Source organism: Paenirhodobacter sp., from assembly GCF_041916475.1.
GTDB lineage: Bacteria > Pseudomonadota > Alphaproteobacteria > Rhodobacterales > Rhodobacteraceae > Rhodobacter.
In genome coordinates this window covers 1-17,748 of the sequence record NZ_JAYRZN010000012.1, presented here as the reverse complement: position 1 = coordinate 17,748, position 17,748 = coordinate 1, and the positions used below count along the sequence as shown (strand labels likewise).

General features: G+C 68.3%; 20 protein-coding genes and 3 pseudogenes. 7 read left to right on the top strand and 16 right to left on the bottom strand.

The annotated features are described in order from the left end of the window. Positions 1–38: 38 nt before the first annotated feature. Together ACOMG5_RS06890 and ACOMG5_RS06885 are read right to left on the bottom strand one after the other, a co-directional pair. The gene (locus tag ACOMG5_RS06890) at positions 39–749 is read right to left on the bottom strand and encodes a response regulator (RefSeq protein ID WP_420343056.1); all 711 of its coding nucleotides are present in this window, start codon (positions 747–749) and stop codon (positions 39–41) included. Continuing rightward, a complete protein-coding gene (locus tag ACOMG5_RS06885; RefSeq protein ID WP_420343055.1) occupies positions 749–1,249 on the bottom strand; it encodes a MarR family winged helix-turn-helix transcriptional regulator in 501 nt (166 codons plus the stop codon). Before ACOMG5_RS06885 ends, ACOMG5_RS06890 begins: the two co-directional genes overlap by 1 nt. A gap of 156 nt (positions 1,250–1,405) precedes the next feature. Here ACOMG5_RS06885 and ACOMG5_RS06880 point away from each other — a divergent pair, with 156 nt between their 5' ends. Then, positions 1,406–2,275: a branched-chain amino acid aminotransferase gene (locus ACOMG5_RS06880; RefSeq protein WP_420343054.1), complete on the top strand. Its 870-nt coding sequence runs from the start codon at positions 1,406–1,408 to the stop codon at positions 2,273–2,275. Between the two features lie 48 nt (positions 2,276–2,323). Here the strand turns inward: ACOMG5_RS06880 and ACOMG5_RS06875 are convergent, their stop codons facing one another. The 8 genes and pseudogenes from ACOMG5_RS06875 to ACOMG5_RS06840 form a co-directional block, all read right to left on the bottom strand. Next, positions 2,324–2,515 (bottom strand): hypothetical protein, encoded by a 192-nt coding sequence (locus ACOMG5_RS06875; RefSeq protein WP_420343053.1) that lies wholly within the window; start codon positions 2,513–2,515, stop codon positions 2,324–2,326. 88 nt (positions 2,516–2,603) lie between these two features. Further along, positions 2,604–3,539, bottom strand: coding sequence for a DMT family transporter (locus tag ACOMG5_RS06870; RefSeq protein WP_420343052.1), 936 nt, complete (start codon positions 3,537–3,539; stop codon positions 2,604–2,606). Beyond that, positions 3,536–4,609 (bottom strand): tRNA epoxyqueuosine(34) reductase QueG, encoded by a 1,074-nt coding sequence (gene queG, locus ACOMG5_RS06865; RefSeq protein ID WP_420343051.1) that lies wholly within the window; start codon positions 4,607–4,609, stop codon positions 3,536–3,538. Before queG ends, ACOMG5_RS06870 begins: the two co-directional genes overlap by 4 nt. Positions 4,610–4,645: 36 nt before the next feature. Continuing rightward, positions 4,646–5,311 (bottom strand): glutathione S-transferase family protein, encoded by a 666-nt coding sequence (locus ACOMG5_RS06860; RefSeq protein WP_420343050.1) that lies wholly within the window; start codon positions 5,309–5,311, stop codon positions 4,646–4,648. Positions 5,312–5,383: 72 nt separating this feature from the next. Then, positions 5,384–5,713, bottom strand: a complete 330-nt coding sequence (locus ACOMG5_RS06855; RefSeq protein WP_420343049.1) for a TfoX/Sxy family protein — start codon at positions 5,711–5,713, stop codon at positions 5,384–5,386. Further along, entirely contained in the window at positions 5,713–6,309 is a 597-nt protein-coding gene (recR, locus tag ACOMG5_RS06850; RefSeq protein WP_420343048.1) for a recombination mediator RecR, read from the bottom strand. The genes ACOMG5_RS06855 and recR overlap by 1 nt, the downstream gene beginning before the upstream one ends. 6 nt (positions 6,310–6,315) lie before the next feature. Further along, positions 6,316–6,661: pseudogene (locus ACOMG5_RS06845) on the bottom strand (YbaB/EbfC family nucleoid-associated protein). Positions 6,662–6,671: 10 nt separating this feature from the next. Continuing rightward, positions 6,672–8,411 (bottom strand): annotated as a pseudogene (locus ACOMG5_RS06840) (DNA polymerase III subunit gamma/tau); the annotation flags it as partial. Positions 8,412–8,699: 288 nt separating this feature from the next. On the opposite strand from ACOMG5_RS06840, the gene ACOMG5_RS06835 reads away from it, so the two are divergent. The 5 genes from ACOMG5_RS06835 (at position 8,700) to ACOMG5_RS06815 (ending at position 12,160) form a co-directional block, all read left to right on the top strand. Next, complete coding sequence (locus ACOMG5_RS06835; protein WP_420343047.1) at positions 8,700–9,248, top strand: VPLPA-CTERM sorting domain-containing protein; 549 nt, start codon at positions 8,700–8,702, stop codon at positions 9,246–9,248. A 306-nt stretch (positions 9,249–9,554) separates the two neighbouring features. Then, positions 9,555–10,058 carry a YbjN domain-containing protein gene (locus ACOMG5_RS06830; RefSeq protein WP_420343046.1) on the top strand — a complete coding sequence of 168 codons (504 nt, stop codon included), beginning with the start codon at positions 9,555–9,557 and terminating at the stop codon, positions 10,056–10,058. A gap of 25 nt (positions 10,059–10,083) precedes the next feature. After that, a complete protein-coding gene (gene proC / locus ACOMG5_RS06825; protein WP_420343045.1) occupies positions 10,084–10,893 on the top strand; it encodes a pyrroline-5-carboxylate reductase in 810 nt (269 codons plus the stop codon). After that, positions 10,890–11,219 (top strand): tRNA-binding protein, encoded by a 330-nt coding sequence (locus ACOMG5_RS06820; protein ID WP_420343044.1) that lies wholly within the window; start codon positions 10,890–10,892, stop codon positions 11,217–11,219. The genes proC and ACOMG5_RS06820 overlap by 4 nt, the downstream gene beginning before the upstream one ends. Next, the gene (locus tag ACOMG5_RS06815; protein WP_420343043.1) at positions 11,219–12,160 is read left to right on the top strand and encodes a 2-hydroxyacid dehydrogenase; all 942 of its coding nucleotides are present in this window, start codon (positions 11,219–11,221) and stop codon (positions 12,158–12,160) included. Before ACOMG5_RS06820 ends, ACOMG5_RS06815 begins: the two co-directional genes overlap by 1 nt. Here ACOMG5_RS06815 and ACOMG5_RS06810 read toward each other — a convergent pair. Continuing rightward, complete coding sequence (locus tag ACOMG5_RS06810) at positions 12,157–12,735, bottom strand: thymidine kinase (protein ID WP_420343042.1); 579 nt, start codon at positions 12,733–12,735, stop codon at positions 12,157–12,159. The genes ACOMG5_RS06815 and ACOMG5_RS06810 overlap by 4 nt on opposite strands. Positions 12,736–12,838: 103 nt before the next feature. On the opposite strand from ACOMG5_RS06810, the pseudogene dps reads away from it, so the two are divergent. Continuing rightward, a pseudogene (gene dps, locus ACOMG5_RS06805) lies at positions 12,839–13,333 on the top strand (DNA starvation/stationary phase protection protein Dps); the annotation flags it as partial. Between the two features lie 57 nt (positions 13,334–13,390). Here the strand turns inward: dps and ACOMG5_RS06800 are convergent. The 5 genes from ACOMG5_RS06800 to ACOMG5_RS06780 form a co-directional block, all read right to left on the bottom strand. Continuing rightward, positions 13,391–14,725, bottom strand: coding sequence for a DEAD/DEAH box helicase (locus ACOMG5_RS06800; RefSeq protein ID WP_420343041.1), 1,335 nt, complete (start codon positions 14,723–14,725; stop codon positions 13,391–13,393). A 230-nt stretch (positions 14,726–14,955) separates the two neighbouring features. Beyond that, positions 14,956–15,405 carry a D-aminoacyl-tRNA deacylase gene (gene dtd / locus ACOMG5_RS06795; RefSeq protein ID WP_420343040.1) on the bottom strand — a complete coding sequence of 150 codons (450 nt, stop codon included), beginning with the start codon at positions 15,403–15,405 and terminating at the stop codon, positions 14,956–14,958. Further along, positions 15,402–16,325: a carbohydrate kinase family protein gene (locus ACOMG5_RS06790; RefSeq protein ID WP_420343039.1), complete on the bottom strand. Its 924-nt coding sequence runs from the start codon at positions 16,323–16,325 to the stop codon at positions 15,402–15,404. Before ACOMG5_RS06790 ends, dtd begins: the two co-directional genes overlap by 4 nt. A gap of 60 nt (positions 16,326–16,385) precedes the next feature. Continuing rightward, positions 16,386–17,507, bottom strand: coding sequence for a primosomal protein N' (replication factor Y) - superfamily II helicase (locus ACOMG5_RS06785; protein ID WP_420343038.1), 1,122 nt, complete (start codon positions 17,505–17,507; stop codon positions 16,386–16,388). Positions 17,508–17,513: 6 nt separating this feature from the next. Then, positions 17,514–17,748 (bottom strand): DUF4339 domain-containing protein (locus tag ACOMG5_RS06780; protein WP_420343037.1); only part of this gene is annotated, 235 nt, incomplete at its 5' end.

Genomic DNA, 17,748 nt, shown 5'->3' with positions numbered 1-17,748 from the left:
GCGGCGGCGGGGAGAGGCGCGCGCCACCGCCCGGGGGCTCAGTCGGGGGCCAGCATGTAGCCCAGGCCGCGCACCGTCTGCAGGTAGCGCGGCTCGCGCGGATCGGGTTCGATCTTGCGGCGCAGGCGGGTGATCTGCACATCGACGGCGCGGTCGCCGGTCTCCTCGGCGGGGGCGGAGCGGTCGCGGCCGAGCTCGTCGATGAGGTCGGTGCGGCTCACCACCTCGCCCGCGCGGGCGGCGAAGATCCGCATCAGCGCGACTTCAGTCGCGGTCAGCCGCACCGGGCTTTCGCCCTGCCACAGCTCGCCGCGGTCCTGATCGTAGCGCAGCGGCCCGAGGGAGATGAACTTCGGCCCGGCCCGTACCTCGGTGGGCACCCGGCGCAGGATCGCGTTGATCCGCAGCAGCAGCTCCTTCGGCTCGAACGGCTTCGGCAGGTAGTCGTCGGCACCTGCCTCCAGCCCCTCGATTCGCTCCCGGGTCTCGCCACGCGCGGTCAGCAGCAGGATCGGCGTGCTCATCTTGCGCCGCAGATCGCGCGTGAGGCTCAGCCCGTCCTCGCCGGGCATCATCACATCGAGCACGATCAGGTTGAATTCCAGCCCCAGCAGGAGCCTGCGCGCATGCGCCGCGTCGCGCGCCGCCGTGACGAGAAAACCGTTCCGGGCCAGGAACTTGTGCAAAAGCCCCCGGATCCGTTCGTCGTCATCGACGATCAGCAGGTGCGGCGCATTGGCGTCGGTCATCAGCTCTGGTCCTTCAGCATCTGGTAGTGGCGGCGCAGGTCGCTGTCCATCATCGCTTCCAGCACCTGGCGGAAGCCCGCCACCGCCTGCGGTCCGGCGGAGCGGTAGGCTGCCCGCATCCGCGCCCGCTGCGCCTCGGACAGCTCGCGCTCCAGCGCCTCGCCGGTGCCGGTCAGGTGCAGATGCCGGGCGCGCTTGTCGCGCCGGCCGATGCGGCTTTCCACGAGGCCATCGTCGATCAGCGCGCGCAGCACCCGGTTGAGCGACTGTTTCGTCACGCCCAGCACCGAAAGCAGCGTCGTCACCGTCAGCCCGGGCTCGCGGTTGATGAAGTGAATCGCCCGGTGGTGGGCCCGGCCATAGCCATGCTTCTCCAGGATCCGGTCCGGATCGGCGGTGAAGCCGCGATAGGCGAAGAACATCGCCTCGATGCCGCGCCGGAGCTGCTCGTCGGTGAGAAACAGCAGGGTTTCCCCGCCCTGCGTGCCGCTGTCTGCCATGTGTGACCTTCCTCGCTTTTGCGCGATTTTAGGACAGCCTTGTTGACTTTCCAAGAATCAATTGTTAGCCCGGCGCAAGTTTTGCGCAATATTATGACCGGAATGGCCGGTTATCGAGCAACTTGTGCAAAATGAGGTTGGGTAAAGGAGAACGAAATGACCGGCTCGTATGAGGACCGCGATGGCTGGATCTGGATGGACGGCAAGATGGTGGAATGGCGCAAGGCGCAGGTCCACGTCCTGACCCATGCGCTGCACTATGCCTCCTCGGTCTTCGAGGGAGAGCGGTGCTACAACGGGCGCATCTTCAAGGGCGTCGAACATGCGATGCGGCTGCGCCGGTCGGCGGAGCTGCTGGACATGGAGATCCCCTGGAGCGTGCAGGAGATCGAGGCCGCGAAATACGAGATGCTGCGCGTGAACGGCTGGCGCGACGCCTATGTGCGGGCGGTGGCCTTCCGCGGCGCGGGCGACGAGATGGGGGTTTCGGCGGCGGGCAACCCGGTGCGGCTGGCGATCGCGGGCTGGGAATGGGGCGCCTATTATGGCGAGGCGAAGATGAAGGGCGCGAAGCTCGACATTTCCAAATGGCGCCGCCCGGATCCGGCCACGATTCCCTCGGAGGCGAAGGCGGCGGGGCTCTACATGATCTGCACCATGTCGAAGCATGCGGCGCAGGCGAAGGGCTGTTCGGATGCGCTGATGATGGATTACCGCGGCTATGTGGCGGAGGCGACGGGGGCGAACATCTTCTTCGTGAAGGAGGGCGCGGTGCATACGCCGCTGGCGGATTGCTTCCTGAACGGGCTCACCCGGCAGACGGTGATCGGGCTGCTGCGGCAGAAGGGCATCCCCGTGCACGAGCGCCACATCCTGCCGACGGAGCTTGCCGAATTCGAGCAATGCTGGCTGACCGGGACCGCGGCGGAGGTGACGCCCGTGGGCCAGATCGGCGCCTTCCAGTTCGAGGTCGGTGCACTTGCGCGCGATATTGCCCAGACCTACGAGGCGCATGTGCGCGCCTGAGGGGGCAACGCAGAGGCGCGCCCCGCGGGGCGCGCTTTGAGGCCTTGTTCAGTGGGCGGGGCGTTCCTGCCGGTCGATGCGCAGGAATTCCTCGATCTTGCGCGCGGTGCGGCCCACGGGGCGCTGGCTCATGCCGACGATCGCGGGATGGATCCCTTCGCGGCGGGCCAGTTCGAGGAAGTGTTTCACGCGGGCGCCTTCGGCTTTGGGCGCGGCGCGGTCGATGACGTGGCGGGTCATGGCAGCCTCCTACTGTTGACGTCCGTCCCATATAGCACCGATCCGGCCCTATTTCACCCGGACGAAGCGTCGCAGGGCGGGAATCAGCCTATCCGTGTGGCGTGGTCGCCTTGCGCGGGCGGCGGCGTTCGAGGCCGAGCTGGTGCTCGCGCCAGATGATCAGCACGCCGGCCGCGATCACCACCGCCGCCCCGATGAGCGTGGTGCGCGCGGGCACCTCGCCGAAGACGGTATAGCCGAGGATGAGGGCCACGACGATGGAGGTATATTCGAACGGCGCGATCACCGAGGCATCCGCGAAGCGATAGGCCGAGGTCATCAGGATCTGGGCGCAGCCGCCGATGAGGCCCGCACCGATGAGCAGCGCGGCTTCGCCCGGGGTGGGCAGGACCCAGCCGAAGGGAAGCGTGAGCAGCGACAGGGTCGCCGCGGTGAAGGAGAACCAGAACACGATGGCGGAGGTGCGCTCCGTGCCCACCATGCGGCGGATGTGGATCATCACCAGCGCGGTGCAGCAGGCGCCGCAGAGCGCGAGCCCGGCGCCGATCGCCTCCGAGCGGCTGGCCTGGCCTTCGAGCTGGGGCCAGAGCACGATGACGACCCCGATCATGCCGAGGACCACCGCGGCGGAGCGCACGAGGCGCACCTGCTCGCCCAGAAGGAGGGCTGCGAAGATCACCGTGAGGATCGGCGCGGCATAGCCGATCACGGTGGCTTCGGGCAGCGGCAGGAAGGCCAGCGCGGCGAAGCCGAGGCCCATGGAGCAGGTACCGATCAGCCCGCGCAGGATATGCGCCAGCGGGCTTTGCACGCGGATCCCGCCCGACAGTTCGTGGCTGAGCGCGAGCGAGATCACGATCGGGACGATGCCGAAGGCGGAGCGGAAGAACACCATTTCGCCCGGGGGCACCCTGTCGGCCACCGCCTTCATCATCGCGAACATCACCGTGAAGGCGGCGACGGAGCCGAGCTTCAGCGCGATGCCTTTGCCGAAGGCGGGGGTGGGGGTGGTGACGGGGGTCATGGCTCCGGCATATCAGGATTGTCGACAATCGCAATGCCCAGCCGCGCCAGCGCCCAGCGGGCGGCCTCGGCGACGGCAGGGTCCGGGTCCGCGAGGCGGGCGCGGGCTGCGGGCGCGAGGGTGGGATCGTCCGAATTGCCGATCGCATAGAGCACATTGCGCACCATCCGGTCGCGGCCGATGCGCTTGATCGGCGAGCCTGCGAATCGGGCACGGAAGGCGGTGTCGTCGAGGGCTGCCAGCTCCGCGAGCGGGGGGCTGCCCTGGCGCGCGGCATAGCCGATGTCGCGCGCGGTGGCGGCGAACTTGTTCCATGGGCAGGCGGCCAGGCAATCGTCGCAGCCATAGATCCGGTTGCCGAGGAGCCCGCGCAGCTCCGGCGCCACCGGGCCGCGGTGCTCGATCGTCAGGTAGGAAATACAGCGCCGTGCATCGAGCTGGTAGGGCGCGGGGAAGGCCTGCGTCGGGCAGGCATCGAGGCAGGCGGTGCAGCGCCCGCAATGGCTGGTCTCGGGCGCATCGGGGGGGAGCTCGAGCGTGGTGAAGATCGCCCCCAGAAAGAACCAGTTGCCCAGATCGCGCGCCAGAAGGTTCGTGTGCTTGCCCTGCCAGCCGAGGCCCGCCGCCTGCGCCAGCGGCTTTTCCATCACCGGCGCGGTATCGACGAAGACCTTGATCTCGGCCGCGCTGCCCCGGCCGCGGGCTTCCTCGATCAGCCAGCGTCCGAGCCGCTTCAGCCGCCGCTTCACCAGGTCGTGGTAATCCTTGCCCTGGGCATAGACGCTGATCGCGCCGCGATCGTGCAGAAGGGTAGCGGCGCGGGGATCGGCCTCGGGGGTATAGGTTTCGGCCAGCATCACCACCGCGCGCGCCTCCGGCCAGAGCGCGGCCGGATCGCCGCGCCAGTGCGCGCGCTCGGCCATCCAGTCCATCTGGCCGTGCTGGCCCTCGGCGAGGAAGGCGCGCAGCCGGCCCATCGCCTCGGGGATCGCATCGGGGCGGGTCACGCGCATCTTGGCAAAGCCCTCGGCGAGGGCCTGCCTTTCCAGCGCTGCCTTCAGCTCCTGCATGCGGATGCCCTCCCCGCGGGACCCGCCGCTATCGGCTCAGAAATCGAGTTCCGCATATTGCGGCGCGGGCGGCATGCCGGGCAGCTGATCGGCCAGCAGCGAGCGGAAGGCCGGGCGCGACTTGATCTTGGCATACCAGTCCTTGACGTTGGCGGAGCGGTCCCAGTCCACGTCGGAGATATAGTCGAGGCAGCTCAGATGCGCGGCGGCGGTGAAATCCGCCAGCGTCATCACATCGCCCGCGAGCCAGCGGCGCTGATCGAGCAGCCAGCTCATATAGTCGATGTGATACTTGATCGCGGTGAGGCCTTCCTTCACCGTCTTGCTGTCCGGATAGCCCTTCTTCATCACCCGCTTCCAGACCCGCTCGCCCATGATCTTGCGGGTGACCTCGGCGTTGAACTTGTCGTCGAACCAGCCGCAGACCCGGCGCACCTCGAAGCGGCCCTCGGCATCGCGCGGCATCAGCGGCGGGGTGGAATGGGTCTCCTCGACATATTCACAGATGGCCTGGCTCTCGGCCATGGTCAGGGCGCCCATCCGCAGCACCGGCACCTTGCCCGCCGGATTGCGGCGCAGGAAATCCGGCGAAGGGTCCCAGGGCTTTTCCTCGACCAGCTCGACCTCGATCTTCTTCTCCGCGAGCGTCAGGCGCACCTTCCGGCAGAAGGGCGAGAGTGCGACGTGATACAGGCGGTTCATCCATCGTCCCCGGGCATGTGGTGATTTCCCCCGTGATACTCTCCGGGGGGAGGGGGATCAATGCCGGATGGGTTAATGGCGCGGTCTTCTGCCGCGCGGCGTGGGCTCGGGCAGCAACTCCGCCAGCAGGCCGATCAGCGCGCGGAGCCGGTCGCTGTCTTCCCAGGCGTCCGGGTCGATGCGCCACCAGGGTTTCGCGCCGGGGTAGGGCAGGCCCGCGACCGGATCGCCGAGGAAGGCCGTCACCTCCGGCAGCTGGCGCACGAAAAGCGCATCGTCGCACAGCAGGCCCACGGTTTTCGCCCCGACCTTCACCGCATATTCGCCAAACATCCGGTGCAGCCGGACCTGGCCGCCGAGCTGCTCCAGCAGGAAATCCGCGGTTTCGGGGGAAGTCGGCATCAGAACGATCGGCGCGCGCGAAGGGCGGCCGAAATGGTGCCGTCGTCGAGGTAATCGAGCTCGCCCCCGATCGGGACGCCCTGCGCGAGCGAGGTGATGCGTGGCCCTGCGGGGCCGATCGCCTCGGCGATGTAATGCGCGGTGGTCTGGCCCTCCACGGTGGCATTGAGCGCGAGGATCACCTCGCGGATCTCCTCCGCCTGGATCCGCGCGATGAGGCGCGGGATGCCCAGCTCTTCGGGCCCTATGGCATCGAGCGCCGAAAGCACGCCGCCCAGCACATGGTAGCGGCCCTTGAAGGCATGGCCGCGCTCCATCGCCCAGAGGTCCGCCACATCCTCCACCACGCAGATCTCGCCGGTGGCCCGCGCCGGATCGGCGCAGATCTCGCAGGTGGCGCCGGTGGAGATATTGCCGCAGATGGGGCAATCGCGCGCCTGTTCGGCGACCGTGGCCATGGCAGAGGCCAGCGGCGCCATCAGCCCCGTGCGCTTGCGCAGCAGATGCAGCACCGCGCGCCGGGCCGAGCGCGGCCCGAGCCCCGGCAGCCGCGCCATCAGCCCGATCAGGGATTCGATCTCGTCGCGCCCGGTCATTGCCGGTCAGAGCGGAGGCAGGTTCATGTCGGCGGGCAGGCCCAGCTCCGAGAGCAGCTTGCGCTGTTCGTCCTGAGCGCGGACGGCCGCGCGCCTGCGCATCCTTGATCGCGGCGAGGATCAGATCCTCCACGATCTCCTTCTCCGAGGCGACCAGGATCGAGGGGTCGATATTGAGCCCGGTGAGCTCGCCCCGCGCGGTCGCGCGCGCCTGCACCAGGCCCGCGCCCGCCTCCCCGGTGACCACGATCCGGCCCAGATCCTCCTGCAGCGCGGCCATCCGCTCCTGCATCTCCTTCGCGGCCTTCATCATCTTGGCCATGTCGCCAAGCTGGCCCAAACCCTTGAACATCGTTCTCTCCTCAACCGTCCTCGAACGGGTCCCATTCGTCCTCGACCTCGGGCAGGGCCTCCTGGGCCTGTTCCTGTACGATGTCGCGGGCCAATGTGATGCCCTCGAATGCCGCCTCCGGGAAAGCGGCGAAAATCGCCTGCACCACCGGATTGGTGGCGCGTGCCTCGGCCTCGGCCGCGAGCCGGTCGGCATCGCGGACCGCGGCGATGGTGGGGGCGCCGCCCTCGTTCACGATCGACACCCCCCAGCGGGCGCCGGTCCAGCCCTGCAGCCGCTGCTGCAGCGTGGCCGCCAGCTCGCGCGGGGCGCCGGGGGCGGGCTCGAATTCGATCCGGCCGGGGGCGTAGCTTACGAGCCGCACCCCGTTTTCCACATCGACGAGGAGCTTCACGTCGCGCATCCGGCGGATCAGCTCGACCACATCCTCGAACCGCGCATAGGCCGCGAGCGCGCCCGCCGCCACCGCCACGGCCACCGCAGCACCCGATGGCGCCACATGCAGCGCGGGCCCGTTCAGCAGCGCGCGGGTGGTGGCCGGAGCGCCGCCGCCGCCCGGCGCCGGTGTGCCCCGCGCCGCGCCATTGCCTTGCTGGATCTTGCGCATCAGCGTTTCCGGATCCGGCAGATCGGCCACATGGGTCATCCGGATCAGCGCCATTTCCGCCGCCATCATCGCATTCGGCGCGGCCGAAACCTCCTCGATCGCCTTCAGCAGCATCTGCCACAGGCGCGACAGCACCCGCATCGGGATCGCCGCCGCCATCGCCTGGCCGCGGGTGCGCTCCTCGGGCGGTACGGTCGGGTCGTCGGCGGCCTCGGGGGTGATCTTGATCACGGAGACCCAATGGGTGATCTCGGCCAGGTCGCGCAGCACCGCCATCGGGTCGGCGCCGTCCGAATACTGGCCAGACAGCTCCGTGAGCGCGCCCGCCGCATCGCCCTTCAGCACCATGTCGAACAGGTCGAGCACCCGCGCCCGGTCCGCGAGGCCGAGCATCGCGCGGACCTGGTCGGCGGTGGTCTCGCCCGCGCCATGCGCGATCGCCTGATCCAGAAGCGACATCGCATCGCGCACCGAGCCTTCGGCCGCCCGCGTGATCAGCGCCAGCGCATCGGGCGCGATCTGTGCGCTCTCCAGCCCTGCCACCTTCGCCAGATGGGCCATCATCACCTCGGGCTCGATCCGGCGCAGGTCGAACCTTTGGCAGCGCGACAGCACCGTCACCGGCACCTTGCGGATCTCGGTGGTGGCGAAGATGAATTTCACATGCGCCGGCGGCTCCTCCAGCGTCTTCAGCAGCGCATTGAAGGCCGAATTCGACAGCATGTGCACTTCGTCGATGATGTAGACCTTGTAGCGCGCGGAGGTCGGCGCGTAATGCACGCTGTCGAGCACGTTGTTGCGGATGTCGTCGACCTTGGTCTGCGAGGCGCCGTCCATCTCGATCACGTCGACATGGCGCCCTTCGGCGATGGCGCGGCAATTATCGCAGCGCAGGCAGGGCTCGGTGGTTGGGCCGCCCTTGCCGTCCGCGCCGGTGCAGTTCAGCCCCTTGGCGATGATCCGCGCCGTCGTGGTTTTGCCCACGCCGCGCACCCCGGTCATGATGAAGGCATGCGCGATCCGGTCTGCGGCGAAGGCGTTCTTCAGCGTGCGGACCATGTCCTCCTGCCCGATCAGATCGGCGAAGGTCGCGGGGCGGTATTTGCGGGCTAGGACCTGATAGCCGGTTTCGGACATGGGGTGGCTCCTGTTCTGGCGCGCAGTCTAGAGGGCCTGTCGTCCGAGTCAAACGCATGGTTGGGGCGCATGGTTCGGAGCACAACTCTGGCGTGTTAGCGAATCAATTTTACACGCAGTTTCCGTGATTGTGTCCGGGTGGTATCCAGTTCTCGTGTGGAGTGGCTGGGTGTTTACCGGGGGTTGGTTAAAATGGCATGTTTAACCATTTGATAACTAATAGAATGACGGGCGCCGCGAAAATGCGGATGGTGGCGATGAAGAGGAGATACTGTCGTCATATTGGAGAGTGAAATGTTCAAATCCGCCCTTGCCGCTTCCGTGATCGCGCTCGCCGCAGCCCTCCCCGCTGCCGCCGTCACCATCAGCGATTACGTCCCCGGTGCCGCTGCCACCAGTGCGCATATCTATGTGGCCAATGATGGCCCGGTCACCGTGACCTATATCGGCTCGGATGCCGCCAACTACAACTTCGGCTTCTATGTCCGCGACGGGGCCGACCAGCCGCTGTTCTTCAACAAGGTCGATACCTTCGGCAAGACCGTCACGCTCGAAGGCCTGTTCGCCAAGGGCACCGAGATCGTGTTCAGCCTGAACAGCTATGGCTCCTCGCCGACCACCTTTTTGACGGGAACCAATTACGCCCGGGCGGGTTTGGTGGCTGACAAGGGCTTCATGGTCGCCTTCGAGGACACGATCGCGGGCGATTTCGACTACAACGATTTCGTCTTCGGGGTCACCAACGTGACCAATGAACTTCCCGCCGTCCCGCTTCCGGCTGCGCTGCCGCTCATGGCCAGCGCCTTCGGCGGCTTCGCGTTGTTCCGCCGCCGTCGCGGCTGATCTGTTCGGTAAACAGTGCCTGTGTAACGAGTTGTTCCGAGTGTGTAGGTAATGATTGTGCCGCCCCTGACCCCGCGTCAGGGGCGGATTGTTTTTCCTGTGGGCGCAGGCCTGCTGGAAAAGTGATTTTGTCCACAGAATTCGTCGGTATCCGGCCCGAAAACGCGTGAATTTGCTTTACAGACTGACTCCGTGCAGCCACGATATGTTGTAGAGCAGGCGGGTCACAACGCCGTGACTGGTGCACGAACCAAGACCTAGGGCTATGAACCCAAGGGTCGGTCAAGGGGCAGGGACGCAGGAACGATGGCGCTGAGCGAGAGCTATCTTTACGCCGAGGATATCCATCCGATCGACGTGGTCGAGACGCTGGCCGAAGCGCAGGACTGGGATTTCGACCGGATCGCCGAGGACCAGATCGCGATGGTGGTGCAGGGCCAGTGGCGCACCTATTCCATCACCCTCGCCTGGTCCGTGCAGGACGAGACGCTGCGGCTGATCTCGACCTTCGAGATGGAGCCGCCGCGGCGCCGGGTGCCGGCGCTGCTCGATCTGCTGAACCGCATCAACGATCAGGTCTGGACCGGCGCCTTCACCTACTGGAGCGAGCACAAGATGATGGTCTGGCGCCACGGGCTGATCCTCGCGGGCGGGCAGGTGCCGGGAGAGGGCCAGATCGACCGGCTGATCGGCGCGGCGGTGATGGCGGCGGAGCGGTTTTACCCCGCGATGCAGCTCACCTGCTGGGGCGACGAGGCCCCCGAAGCGGCGCTGAACGTGGCCATTGCAGAGGCTTACGGCCGGGCTTAAGGTCCCCTTCGCAAAGGGGAATAGCATGGATTTTTCGCAAATCGAGGCGCGCGGTCTGGTCTTGCTGGGCTGCGGCAAGATGGGTTCGGCGCTGCTGGCGGGCTGGCTGCGGGGCGGGCTCGCGCCTGCCGCGGTGCATGTGATCGAGCCCTATCCGTCGGACTGGCTGAAGGGGACGGGCGCGGCGCTGAACGCCCCGCTGCCGCCGCATCCGGCGGTGGTTCTGGTGGCGGTGAAGCCGCAGATGATGGGCGCGGCGCTGCCGCAGCTGCAGGGCATCGGCGCCGATACGCTGGTGGTCTCGATCGCGGCCGGAACCCGGATCTCGGCCTTCGAGGAGGTGTTCGGCGCGGGCGTGCCGATCGTGCGGGCGATGCCCAACACGCCCGCGGCGATCGGGCAGGGGATCACCGCGATCTGCCGCAACGGCGCCGTGAGCGAGGCGGGCTTCGCGCTGGCCGAGGGCTTGCTGAGCGCGGTGGGCGGCGTGGTGCGGCTGGAGAGCGAGGCGCAGATCGACGCGGTGACGGCGGTGTCGGGCTCGGGCCCGGCCTATGTGTTCCATCTGATCGAGACGCTGGCCGCGGCCGGTGTGGCCGAGGGCCTGCCCGAGGCGCTGTCCTTGCAGCTGGCGAAGGCCACCGTGGCCGGGGCCGGGGCGCTGGCGATGCAATCGGACGAAGATCCGGGGCAGCTGCGGGTCAATGTGACCTCGCCGGGCGGCACCACGGCGGCGGCGCTGGCTGTGCTGATGGATCCGGAGGCGGGCTTCCCGGCGCTGCTGCGGCGCGCGGTGGAGGCTGCGGCGGCGCGTGGGCGGGAGCTCGGCAAATGATCACATTCGACGATTTCCAGAAGGTGGATATCCGGGTTGGCCGGATCGTGGCCGCGGAGCTCTTCCCGCAGGCGCGCAAGCCCGCCTACAAGCTGCTGATCGACTTCGGCGAACTGGGGCAGAAGAAATCCTCCGCACAGATCACCCGGCACTACACGCCCGAGGAGCTGGTCGGGCGGCAGGTGCTGGCGGTGGTGAATTTCCCGCCGCGGCAGATCGGGCCGTTCATGTCGGAGGTGCTGACGCTCGGCGTGCCGGACGAGAGCGGCGAAGTGGTGTTGATCGGGCCGGGGCAGGATGTGCCCATCGGCGGGAGGCTGTTCTGATGAAGCTACTGGTGACGCGCCAGCTGACCCCTGCGGTGGAGGCGAAGGCTGCGGCGGAATTCGACGTGACCTTCCGCAACGGCGCCGTGCCGATGACGGAGGAGGAGGCGCATGCGGCCCTGCAGGGCTATGATGCGCTCCTCGTCACGCTGGGCGACAAGGTGACGGCGCAGGCGCTGCAAGGCGATCTGCGGGCGCGGATCGTCTCGAATTTCGGCGTGGGCTACAACCATATCGACGCGGCGGCGGCGAAGGCGCGCGGCATCGTGGTGACGAATACACCGGGCGCAGTGACCGATGCCACGGCAGATGTGGCGATGACGCTCTTGCTCATGAGCGCACGGCGGGCGGGCGCGGGCGAGCGTTATGTGCGCTCCGGCGCCTGGACCGGCTGGACGCCGACGCAGTTCCTGGGCCAGCATGTGACCGGCAAGACGGTGGGCATCATCGGGCTCGGGCGGATCGGCGCGGCGATCGCGCGGCGCTGCCATTTCGGCTTCGGCATGCAGGTGCTGTACTACAACCGCTCGGCCAAAGAGGCTGGCTTCCCGGCGCGGCAGGTGACGCTCGACGCGCTGCTCGCTGCATCGGATTTCGTGGTGGTGGCGGTGCCTGCCGCGCCCGAGACGCATCACCTGATCGGGGCTGCGGAATTCGCCCGGATGCAGGCCCATGCGCATTTCATCAACATCGCGCGGGGGGACATCGTGGATGAGCCGGCGCTGATCGCGACGCTGGAGGCCGGGCGGATCGCCGGGGCGGGGCTCGACGTGTTCGAGAAGGAGCCCTTCGTGCCGGAGGCGCTGCGGCGGCTGGAGAATGTGACGCTGTTGCCGCATCTGGGCACCGCGGCGCTGGAGGTGCGCGACGCGATGGGGTTCATGGCGCTCGACAATCTGATCGCGTTCCGCGACGGCCAGATGCCGCCGAACGCGATCTAGCTCTCCATCGCCGCGCGCCAGTGGCGGCGGCAGAGCGAGACATAGGTCTCGTTGCCGCCGATCTGGACCTGGGCGCCCTCATGGGCGGGGCGCCCGTCGGCGCCGAGGCGCACGACCATCGTCGCCTTGCGCCCGCAGTGGCAGATGGTGCGGACCTCGCGCATCTCATCGGCAAGCGCGAGCAGGGCCGCCGAGCCCGGGAACAGCGCACCGCGGAAATCCACGCGCAGCCCGTAGCACATCACCGGCAGGTTCAGATCGTCGACGGCGCGGGCGAGCTGCCAGACCTGATCTTGCGACAGGAACTGCGCCTCGTCGATGAAGACGCAGGCGCAGGGGCCCTGGGCCAGGCGGGCCTCCAGCAGCGCGAACATGTCGGTTGCGGGGCCGAAAAGCGCGGCATCCGCGCCGATGCCGATCCGGCTGGCGATGCGGCCGGTGCCCGCGCGGCCATCGAGTGCTGCGGTGACGAGGAAGGTCTGCATCCCGCGTTCGATATAGTTGTAGGAGGCCTGGAGCAGGATCGTGCTCTTGCCCGCGTTCATCGTCGAATAGTGGAAATACAGCTTGGCCATGGCCCGGGGTTAGCGCGAAGCCTGCGGCGGGGCAAGCGGGGGAACATCGGCGCGGGCTGCGCGTTGGCGCAGGGAACCGGCCGGCGGGCCGGCCTGCACGCAAAGGAGTGAAGCGATGACGGCGCACAAGACTCTCAACGATGTTCCCTCGAATGCCAAGAAGACGGTGATCGACCTTTTGAACAAGAATCTCGCGGCGATGATCGACCTCGCGCTGCTGACCAAGCAGGCGCATTGGAACCTCAAGGGGATCCAGTTCATTGCCGTGCACGAGATGCTGGACGGGTTCCGCGCGACGCTGGACGGCCATACCGACACGATCGCGGAGCGGGCGGTGCAGCTGGGCGGTACGGCCCTGGGTACGACACAGGTGGTGGCGGAGGCGTCGGAGCTGAAGGCCTATCCGACCGATATTTTCGCGATCAAGGACCACCTGAAGGCGCTGATCGCGCGTTATGGCGAGGTGGCGAATATGGTGCGCGCGGCGATCGATGCCGCGGATGAGGCGGGCGATGCCGATGCGGCGGATATCTTCACCGCGGCCTCGCGCGACCTGGACAAGGCGCTGTGGTTCCTGGAGGCGCATCTGCAGGAGTGATCGCCGGACCGGCCGTGACCACAAGGCAAAGGGGCCCCGAGGGGCCCCTTTCTGGCTCTACTCCGCCGTCGCGGCGGCGCCGCGCCGACGGGGGCGGGCCGCGCCGCCATCGGCGGCACGGGCCGGTTTGCGCGGGGCATCGCTGCGCGGGCGCTGGCCCTGCGGCTTGCCCTGACCCTGGCCGCCATGGCCGCGATGCGGGCGTTTGCCCTGTTTGGACTGGCCGGGGCGGGGCGCATCCACCACCGCGTGCGGTTCGCCGCCGATGACCGGGATATTGGCGTTCATCGCCTTCTGGATCGCCTTCAGATCGTCCATTTCCGCCGGGGCGCAGAAGGCCACGGCGCGGCCGTTGCGGCCGGCGCGCGCGGTCCGGCCGATGCGGTGGACATAGTTTTCCGGCACGTTCGGCAGGTCGTAGTTGTAGACATGGGCGACGAGCGGGATATCGAGGCCGCGGGCGGCGACGTCGGTTGCCACCAGGACCTGGATCTCGCCGGCGCGGAAGGCGCTCAGGGCGCGCTCACGCTGGTTTTGCGATTTGTTGCCGTGGATCGCTGCGACGGAGAAGCCCCAGTTTTCGAGGAGCCGCGCGAGCTTGTCGGAACCGTGTTTGGTACGGTTGAAGACCACCGCGAGCTCGCCCGGGTGTTTGGCCAGGTATTCCGACAGCAGCGTCGCCTTGTCGCCCTGATTGACGAAATGGATGCCCTGCTCGATCTTATCGGCGACCTTGCCCGGCGGCGCGACCTGCACCTTGACCGGGTCGGTCAGGTAGCTCTGGGCGAGCTCCTCCATCAGCTTCGGCATGGTGGCGGAGAACAGCATCGTCTGCCGCTCCGCCGGGATCAGCTTCGCGATCCGGCGCAGGGCGTGGATGAAGCCGATGTCGAGCATCTGGTCGGCTTCGTCGAGCACCAGATATTTGGTTTCCGACAGCACCAGCGCGCGGCGTTCGAGCAGATCGAGCAGGCGGCCGGGGGTGGCGATCAGCACATCGGTGCCCTTGGCGAGCTTTTCCGTCTGCACGTTGATCGAGGCGCCGCCGACGACGCGCTGGATCCGGATCGGGGCGCCTTCGCCGAAGGCGCTCAGGTTCTCGTGGATCTGGGTCGCGAGTTCGCGGGTGGGCGCGAGGACGAGGGCGCGCACCGTTTTCGGCCCGGGGCGTTTGCCATAGGCGATGATGCGGGTGAGCATCGGCAGGCCGAAAGCCGCGGTCTTGCCGGTGCCGGTCTGCGCGAGGCCGAGCAGGTCGCGGCCGCGGACGATATGGGGGATGCCCTGTTCCTGAATCGGCGTCGGCTTGGTCAGGCCAAGGCGCGTGAGATTCTGGACCAGAATCGGCGCGAGGCCGAGGTTTTCGAAGTTTTCCAAAAGACTGTCTTTCATGGGCGCGCAGGGAGGGCGCGCAGAAGGGGAGGCCGGCGAACCGGCGGGCGGGCGGGGCGCGGACGTTTGGTCCGCCGGCCCCCCGCGTGATGTGAGGCCATGGTGTCCGCCCCTTGCGCCTGACGGGCGCGGCTGCTCACGCGGGCAGCGGGGTTGCGGATGGCTAGCAGATGGGGCGGATCGGCGCGAAAGTCAAGGAAAACCGCTGCGGCGCAGAAAACGGGCCGGGTTCAGTTCCGGTCCGCGGTATCCATCCAGATCGTCACCGGGCCGTCGTTCAGCAGGCTGACCGCCATATCGGCGCCGAATTCGCCATTCTCGACCGGCAGGCCGAAGCCGCGCAGCGCGGCACTGAAATGCTGATACAGCTTCTCGCCCAGATCGGGGGCGGCGGCGGAGGAGAAGCCCGGCCGGTTGCCGGTGGAGGTATCGGCGGCCAGGGTGAACTGGCTGACCACCAGGCAGGCGCCGCCGATATCGAGCACCGAGCGGTTCATCTTGCCCGCCTCGTCGCGGAAGATGCGGCATTTGGCGACCCGCGCCGCCAGCTTCTCGGCCTGTACCTCGGTATCGCCCTGCATCGCGCATACAAGGATCAGCAGGCCCGGCCCGATGGCGCCGGTTGTGCGGCCATCGACCTCCACGCTGGCATGGCGGACGCGTTGGATCAGGGTTCTCATGGCAGCTCCTTTGCCCAGGGCGGGTTGGCGCCGGCGCGGCCGACGGTGACGCTTGCTGCCAGTACACCGAGCCGCAGGCAGCTCTCGATCAGGGCGCCGTCGGCCGCGGCCACAGCGGCCTTACTGAGCGCACCGACCCGGTGCAGCGCCGCCAGCACGCCCGCGTTGAACGTATCGCCTGCGCCCACGGTATCGACCACCGCCACCCGCTGCGCCGGGACGAAGACCGCATCGGTGGCGCTGAAGCCATAGGCACCGTTCGCGCCTTCGGTGATGAACACGATCCGCGGCCCGCGGGCGAGGATCGCGCGGGCGAGGGCCTCGGTCTCGCCCGGGCCTTCCAGCCAGCGCAGGTCCTCGTCCGACAGTTTCACGATATCGGCCGCGGCGATCATCCGGGCGATGCGGGCACGGTATCCGGCTTCGTCGCGGATGAAGCCGGGGCGGATATTCGGGTCGAGCATCAGCAGGCGATGGTGTGCCTCGCGCAGCGCGAGCGCCTCATAGGCCGTGGCGCAGGGCTCCACGGCGAGCGAGATCCCCCCGAAGAACAGCGCGGCCACATCGGCCGGGATCGCGGGCAGCTCAGTGGGGGCCAGCATCCGCCCGGCGGTGTTTTCGTCGTAGAAGGCGTAGCGCGCCTGGCCCTCGGTCAGGGTCACGAAGGCGAGGGTCGTCGGCCTATCCGAGCGGATCGCCAGATCGGTGCGCACCTGCGATGCAGCCAGGGCGCGGGTCAGCTGCACGCCGAAGAGGTCGGTGGAGATCCCGGAGAGCAGCCCTGCGGGCGTGCCCAGCCGCCCGAGCGCGATCGCGGTATTGAACACCGCGCCGCCCGGATAGGGGGCGAAGCAGGCCTCGCCTCCGGCCGTCTCGCGCGGCAGCATGTCGATCAGCGCCTCCCCGCAGCACAGGATCATATCGGTCCTCCCCCCGATGTTTGCGCCAACAGCATTATCCGCCGCCCCCCGCCCGCGCAATCAGAAGCGGCCCGAGCGGTCCAGGTAGTAGACCACACCGATGACCACGAGCGCGGCAGCCACGGCGGCGGCGATCTTCCAGGGCGACCAGGGCCTGTCGCCCTGCACCTGGCCGGTCTGGGCATTGACGACGAAAGTATAGCTGCGGCCCTGAAAGCGATAGGCCGCGGTCCAGATCGGCAGCAGGATGTGCTTGAACGTCTCGGCCGAGAAGGCCGGGTCCATGCGCAGCACGCGCTGTTCGTCGCCGCCGATATCGCGCCGCACATCGGACTGGATCACCCGCAGCATCTCCGCCTGCGCGAGGTGGTGGCCCTCATTGAGATCCACGGTGTAGCCTTCGGCGGCGAGCCCGGCCAGGTAATCCGGCCGGTAATCGGTCAGCTCCGACAGGTTCCAGGGCCAGAGCCCGTCCACATGCGCGGGCCGGAGCGAGCGCGCGGCATAGATCAGCACGTCGTCGAAGGCGCGGGCCACGCGGCCTGAAACCGGGCTCCAGCGCACATGGCGCACCTGTTCGGTGCGCATCTCGGGGCGGCCGTCGATGATCACCTGCACCTGCCGGGTTTCGTACCAGTAATCGCCGCGCTGGCCTGCATAATCGGTGCGGGTCTGGGCGTCGAAGGTCCAGAAGGGGGCATAGATCCCGGTCATCCTGCGCCCCCGCCGGGCATATTGCGCGATGCCGGAGGGCGCGAACCACAGGCTGCCGAGCCAGCGCCCGAGGGCCGCGCGCGCGTCCTCCTCCGTCAGCCGGAACGGCACCAGCCCCTGCGGCTTGATCTGCCGCCGCGTGCCGGTATCGGTCACGACCGGGGTCGCGCAATAGGGGCATTCGGTGGCATGCGCCGCGCCCTGCATCTCGATCGCCGCGCCGCAGTTCGGGCAGGACAGGGTGCGGCTCTCCTCGATCTCGCTTTCGGGGAGGCGCGCCTGCAGCCCGAGCTCCAGCGGCAGCTCGTGCAGCGTGCGCGCGCCGCGGCCGGTGGCGCGGGGGATGTCCTGCACATGGCCGCAATGGTCGCAGACCAGCCGCTCCTGCCCGGGGGCGAAGCGCAGATCGGCCCCGCAGGATTCGCAGGGGTAGTGGAATTCGGCCTCCGGCCGACGGGCGGCGGGCATGGGTGCTCAGGCCTCGGGCGGCGGCGGCGGGGCGATGGTGAAGAGCTGTGCGAGCTCGGTGATTTCCTCGGCGCGCTTCCAGCCGTCCTGGCCCGGGGCCCAGACGAGCGACTCGCGGCTGAAGCTGCCGGCGGCGGCCTGCCGGCCCAGATTGGCGCGGCTGAACGGACCCGTCACCTGCCCGGCCAGAGCCACATGCCAGACCTTCTCGACCGGCGGCGGTGGGGGGGGGGGGGGGGGG

Excerpts from the sequence above, each read along its gene's own strand:
- ACOMG5_RS06890 (WP_420343056.1), bottom strand. The coding sequence starts at position 749 with ATGACCGACGCCAATGCGCCGCACCTGCTGATCGTCGATGACGACGAA.
- ACOMG5_RS06885 (WP_420343055.1), bottom strand. The coding sequence starts at position 1,249 with ATGGCAGACAGCGGCACGCAGGGCGGGGAAACCCTGCTGTTTCTCACC.
- ACOMG5_RS06880 (WP_420343054.1), top strand. The coding sequence starts at position 1,406 with ATGACCGGCTCGTATGAGGACCGCGATGGCTGGATCTGGATGGACGGC.
- ACOMG5_RS06875 (WP_420343053.1), bottom strand. The coding sequence starts at position 2,515 with ATGACCCGCCACGTCATCGACCGCGCCGCGCCCAAAGCCGAAGGCGCC.
- ACOMG5_RS06870 (WP_420343052.1), bottom strand. The coding sequence starts at position 3,539 with ATGACCCCCGTCACCACCCCCACCCCCGCCTTCGGCAAAGGCATCGCG.
- queG (WP_420343051.1), bottom strand. The coding sequence starts at position 4,609 with ATGCAGGAGCTGAAGGCAGCGCTGGAAAGGCAGGCCCTCGCCGAGGGC.
- ACOMG5_RS06860 (WP_420343050.1), bottom strand. The coding sequence starts at position 5,311 with ATGAACCGCCTGTATCACGTCGCACTCTCGCCCTTCTGCCGGAAGGTG.
- ACOMG5_RS06855 (WP_420343049.1), bottom strand. The coding sequence starts at position 5,713 with ATGCCGACTTCCCCCGAAACCGCGGATTTCCTGCTGGAGCAGCTCGGC.
- recR (WP_420343048.1), bottom strand. The coding sequence starts at position 6,309 with ATGACCGGGCGCGACGAGATCGAATCCCTGATCGGGCTGATGGCGCGG.
- ACOMG5_RS06835 (WP_420343047.1), top strand. The coding sequence starts at position 8,700 with ATGTTCAAATCCGCCCTTGCCGCTTCCGTGATCGCGCTCGCCGCAGCC.
- ACOMG5_RS06830 (WP_420343046.1), top strand. The coding sequence starts at position 9,555 with ATGGCGCTGAGCGAGAGCTATCTTTACGCCGAGGATATCCATCCGATC.
- proC (WP_420343045.1), top strand. The coding sequence starts at position 10,084 with ATGGATTTTTCGCAAATCGAGGCGCGCGGTCTGGTCTTGCTGGGCTGC.
- ACOMG5_RS06820 (WP_420343044.1), top strand. The coding sequence starts at position 10,890 with ATGATCACATTCGACGATTTCCAGAAGGTGGATATCCGGGTTGGCCGG.
- ACOMG5_RS06815 (WP_420343043.1), top strand. The coding sequence starts at position 11,219 with ATGAAGCTACTGGTGACGCGCCAGCTGACCCCTGCGGTGGAGGCGAAG.
- ACOMG5_RS06810 (WP_420343042.1), bottom strand. The coding sequence starts at position 12,735 with ATGGCCAAGCTGTATTTCCACTATTCGACGATGAACGCGGGCAAGAGC.
- ACOMG5_RS06800 (WP_420343041.1), bottom strand. The coding sequence starts at position 14,725 with ATGAAAGACAGTCTTTTGGAAAACTTCGAAAACCTCGGCCTCGCGCCG.
- dtd (WP_420343040.1), bottom strand. The coding sequence starts at position 15,405 with ATGAGAACCCTGATCCAACGCGTCCGCCATGCCAGCGTGGAGGTCGAT.
- ACOMG5_RS06790 (WP_420343039.1), bottom strand. The coding sequence starts at position 16,325 with ATGATCCTGTGCTGCGGGGAGGCGCTGATCGACATGCTGCCGCGCGAG.
- ACOMG5_RS06785 (WP_420343038.1), bottom strand. The coding sequence starts at position 17,507 with ATGCCCGCCGCCCGTCGGCCGGAGGCCGAATTCCACTACCCCTGCGAA.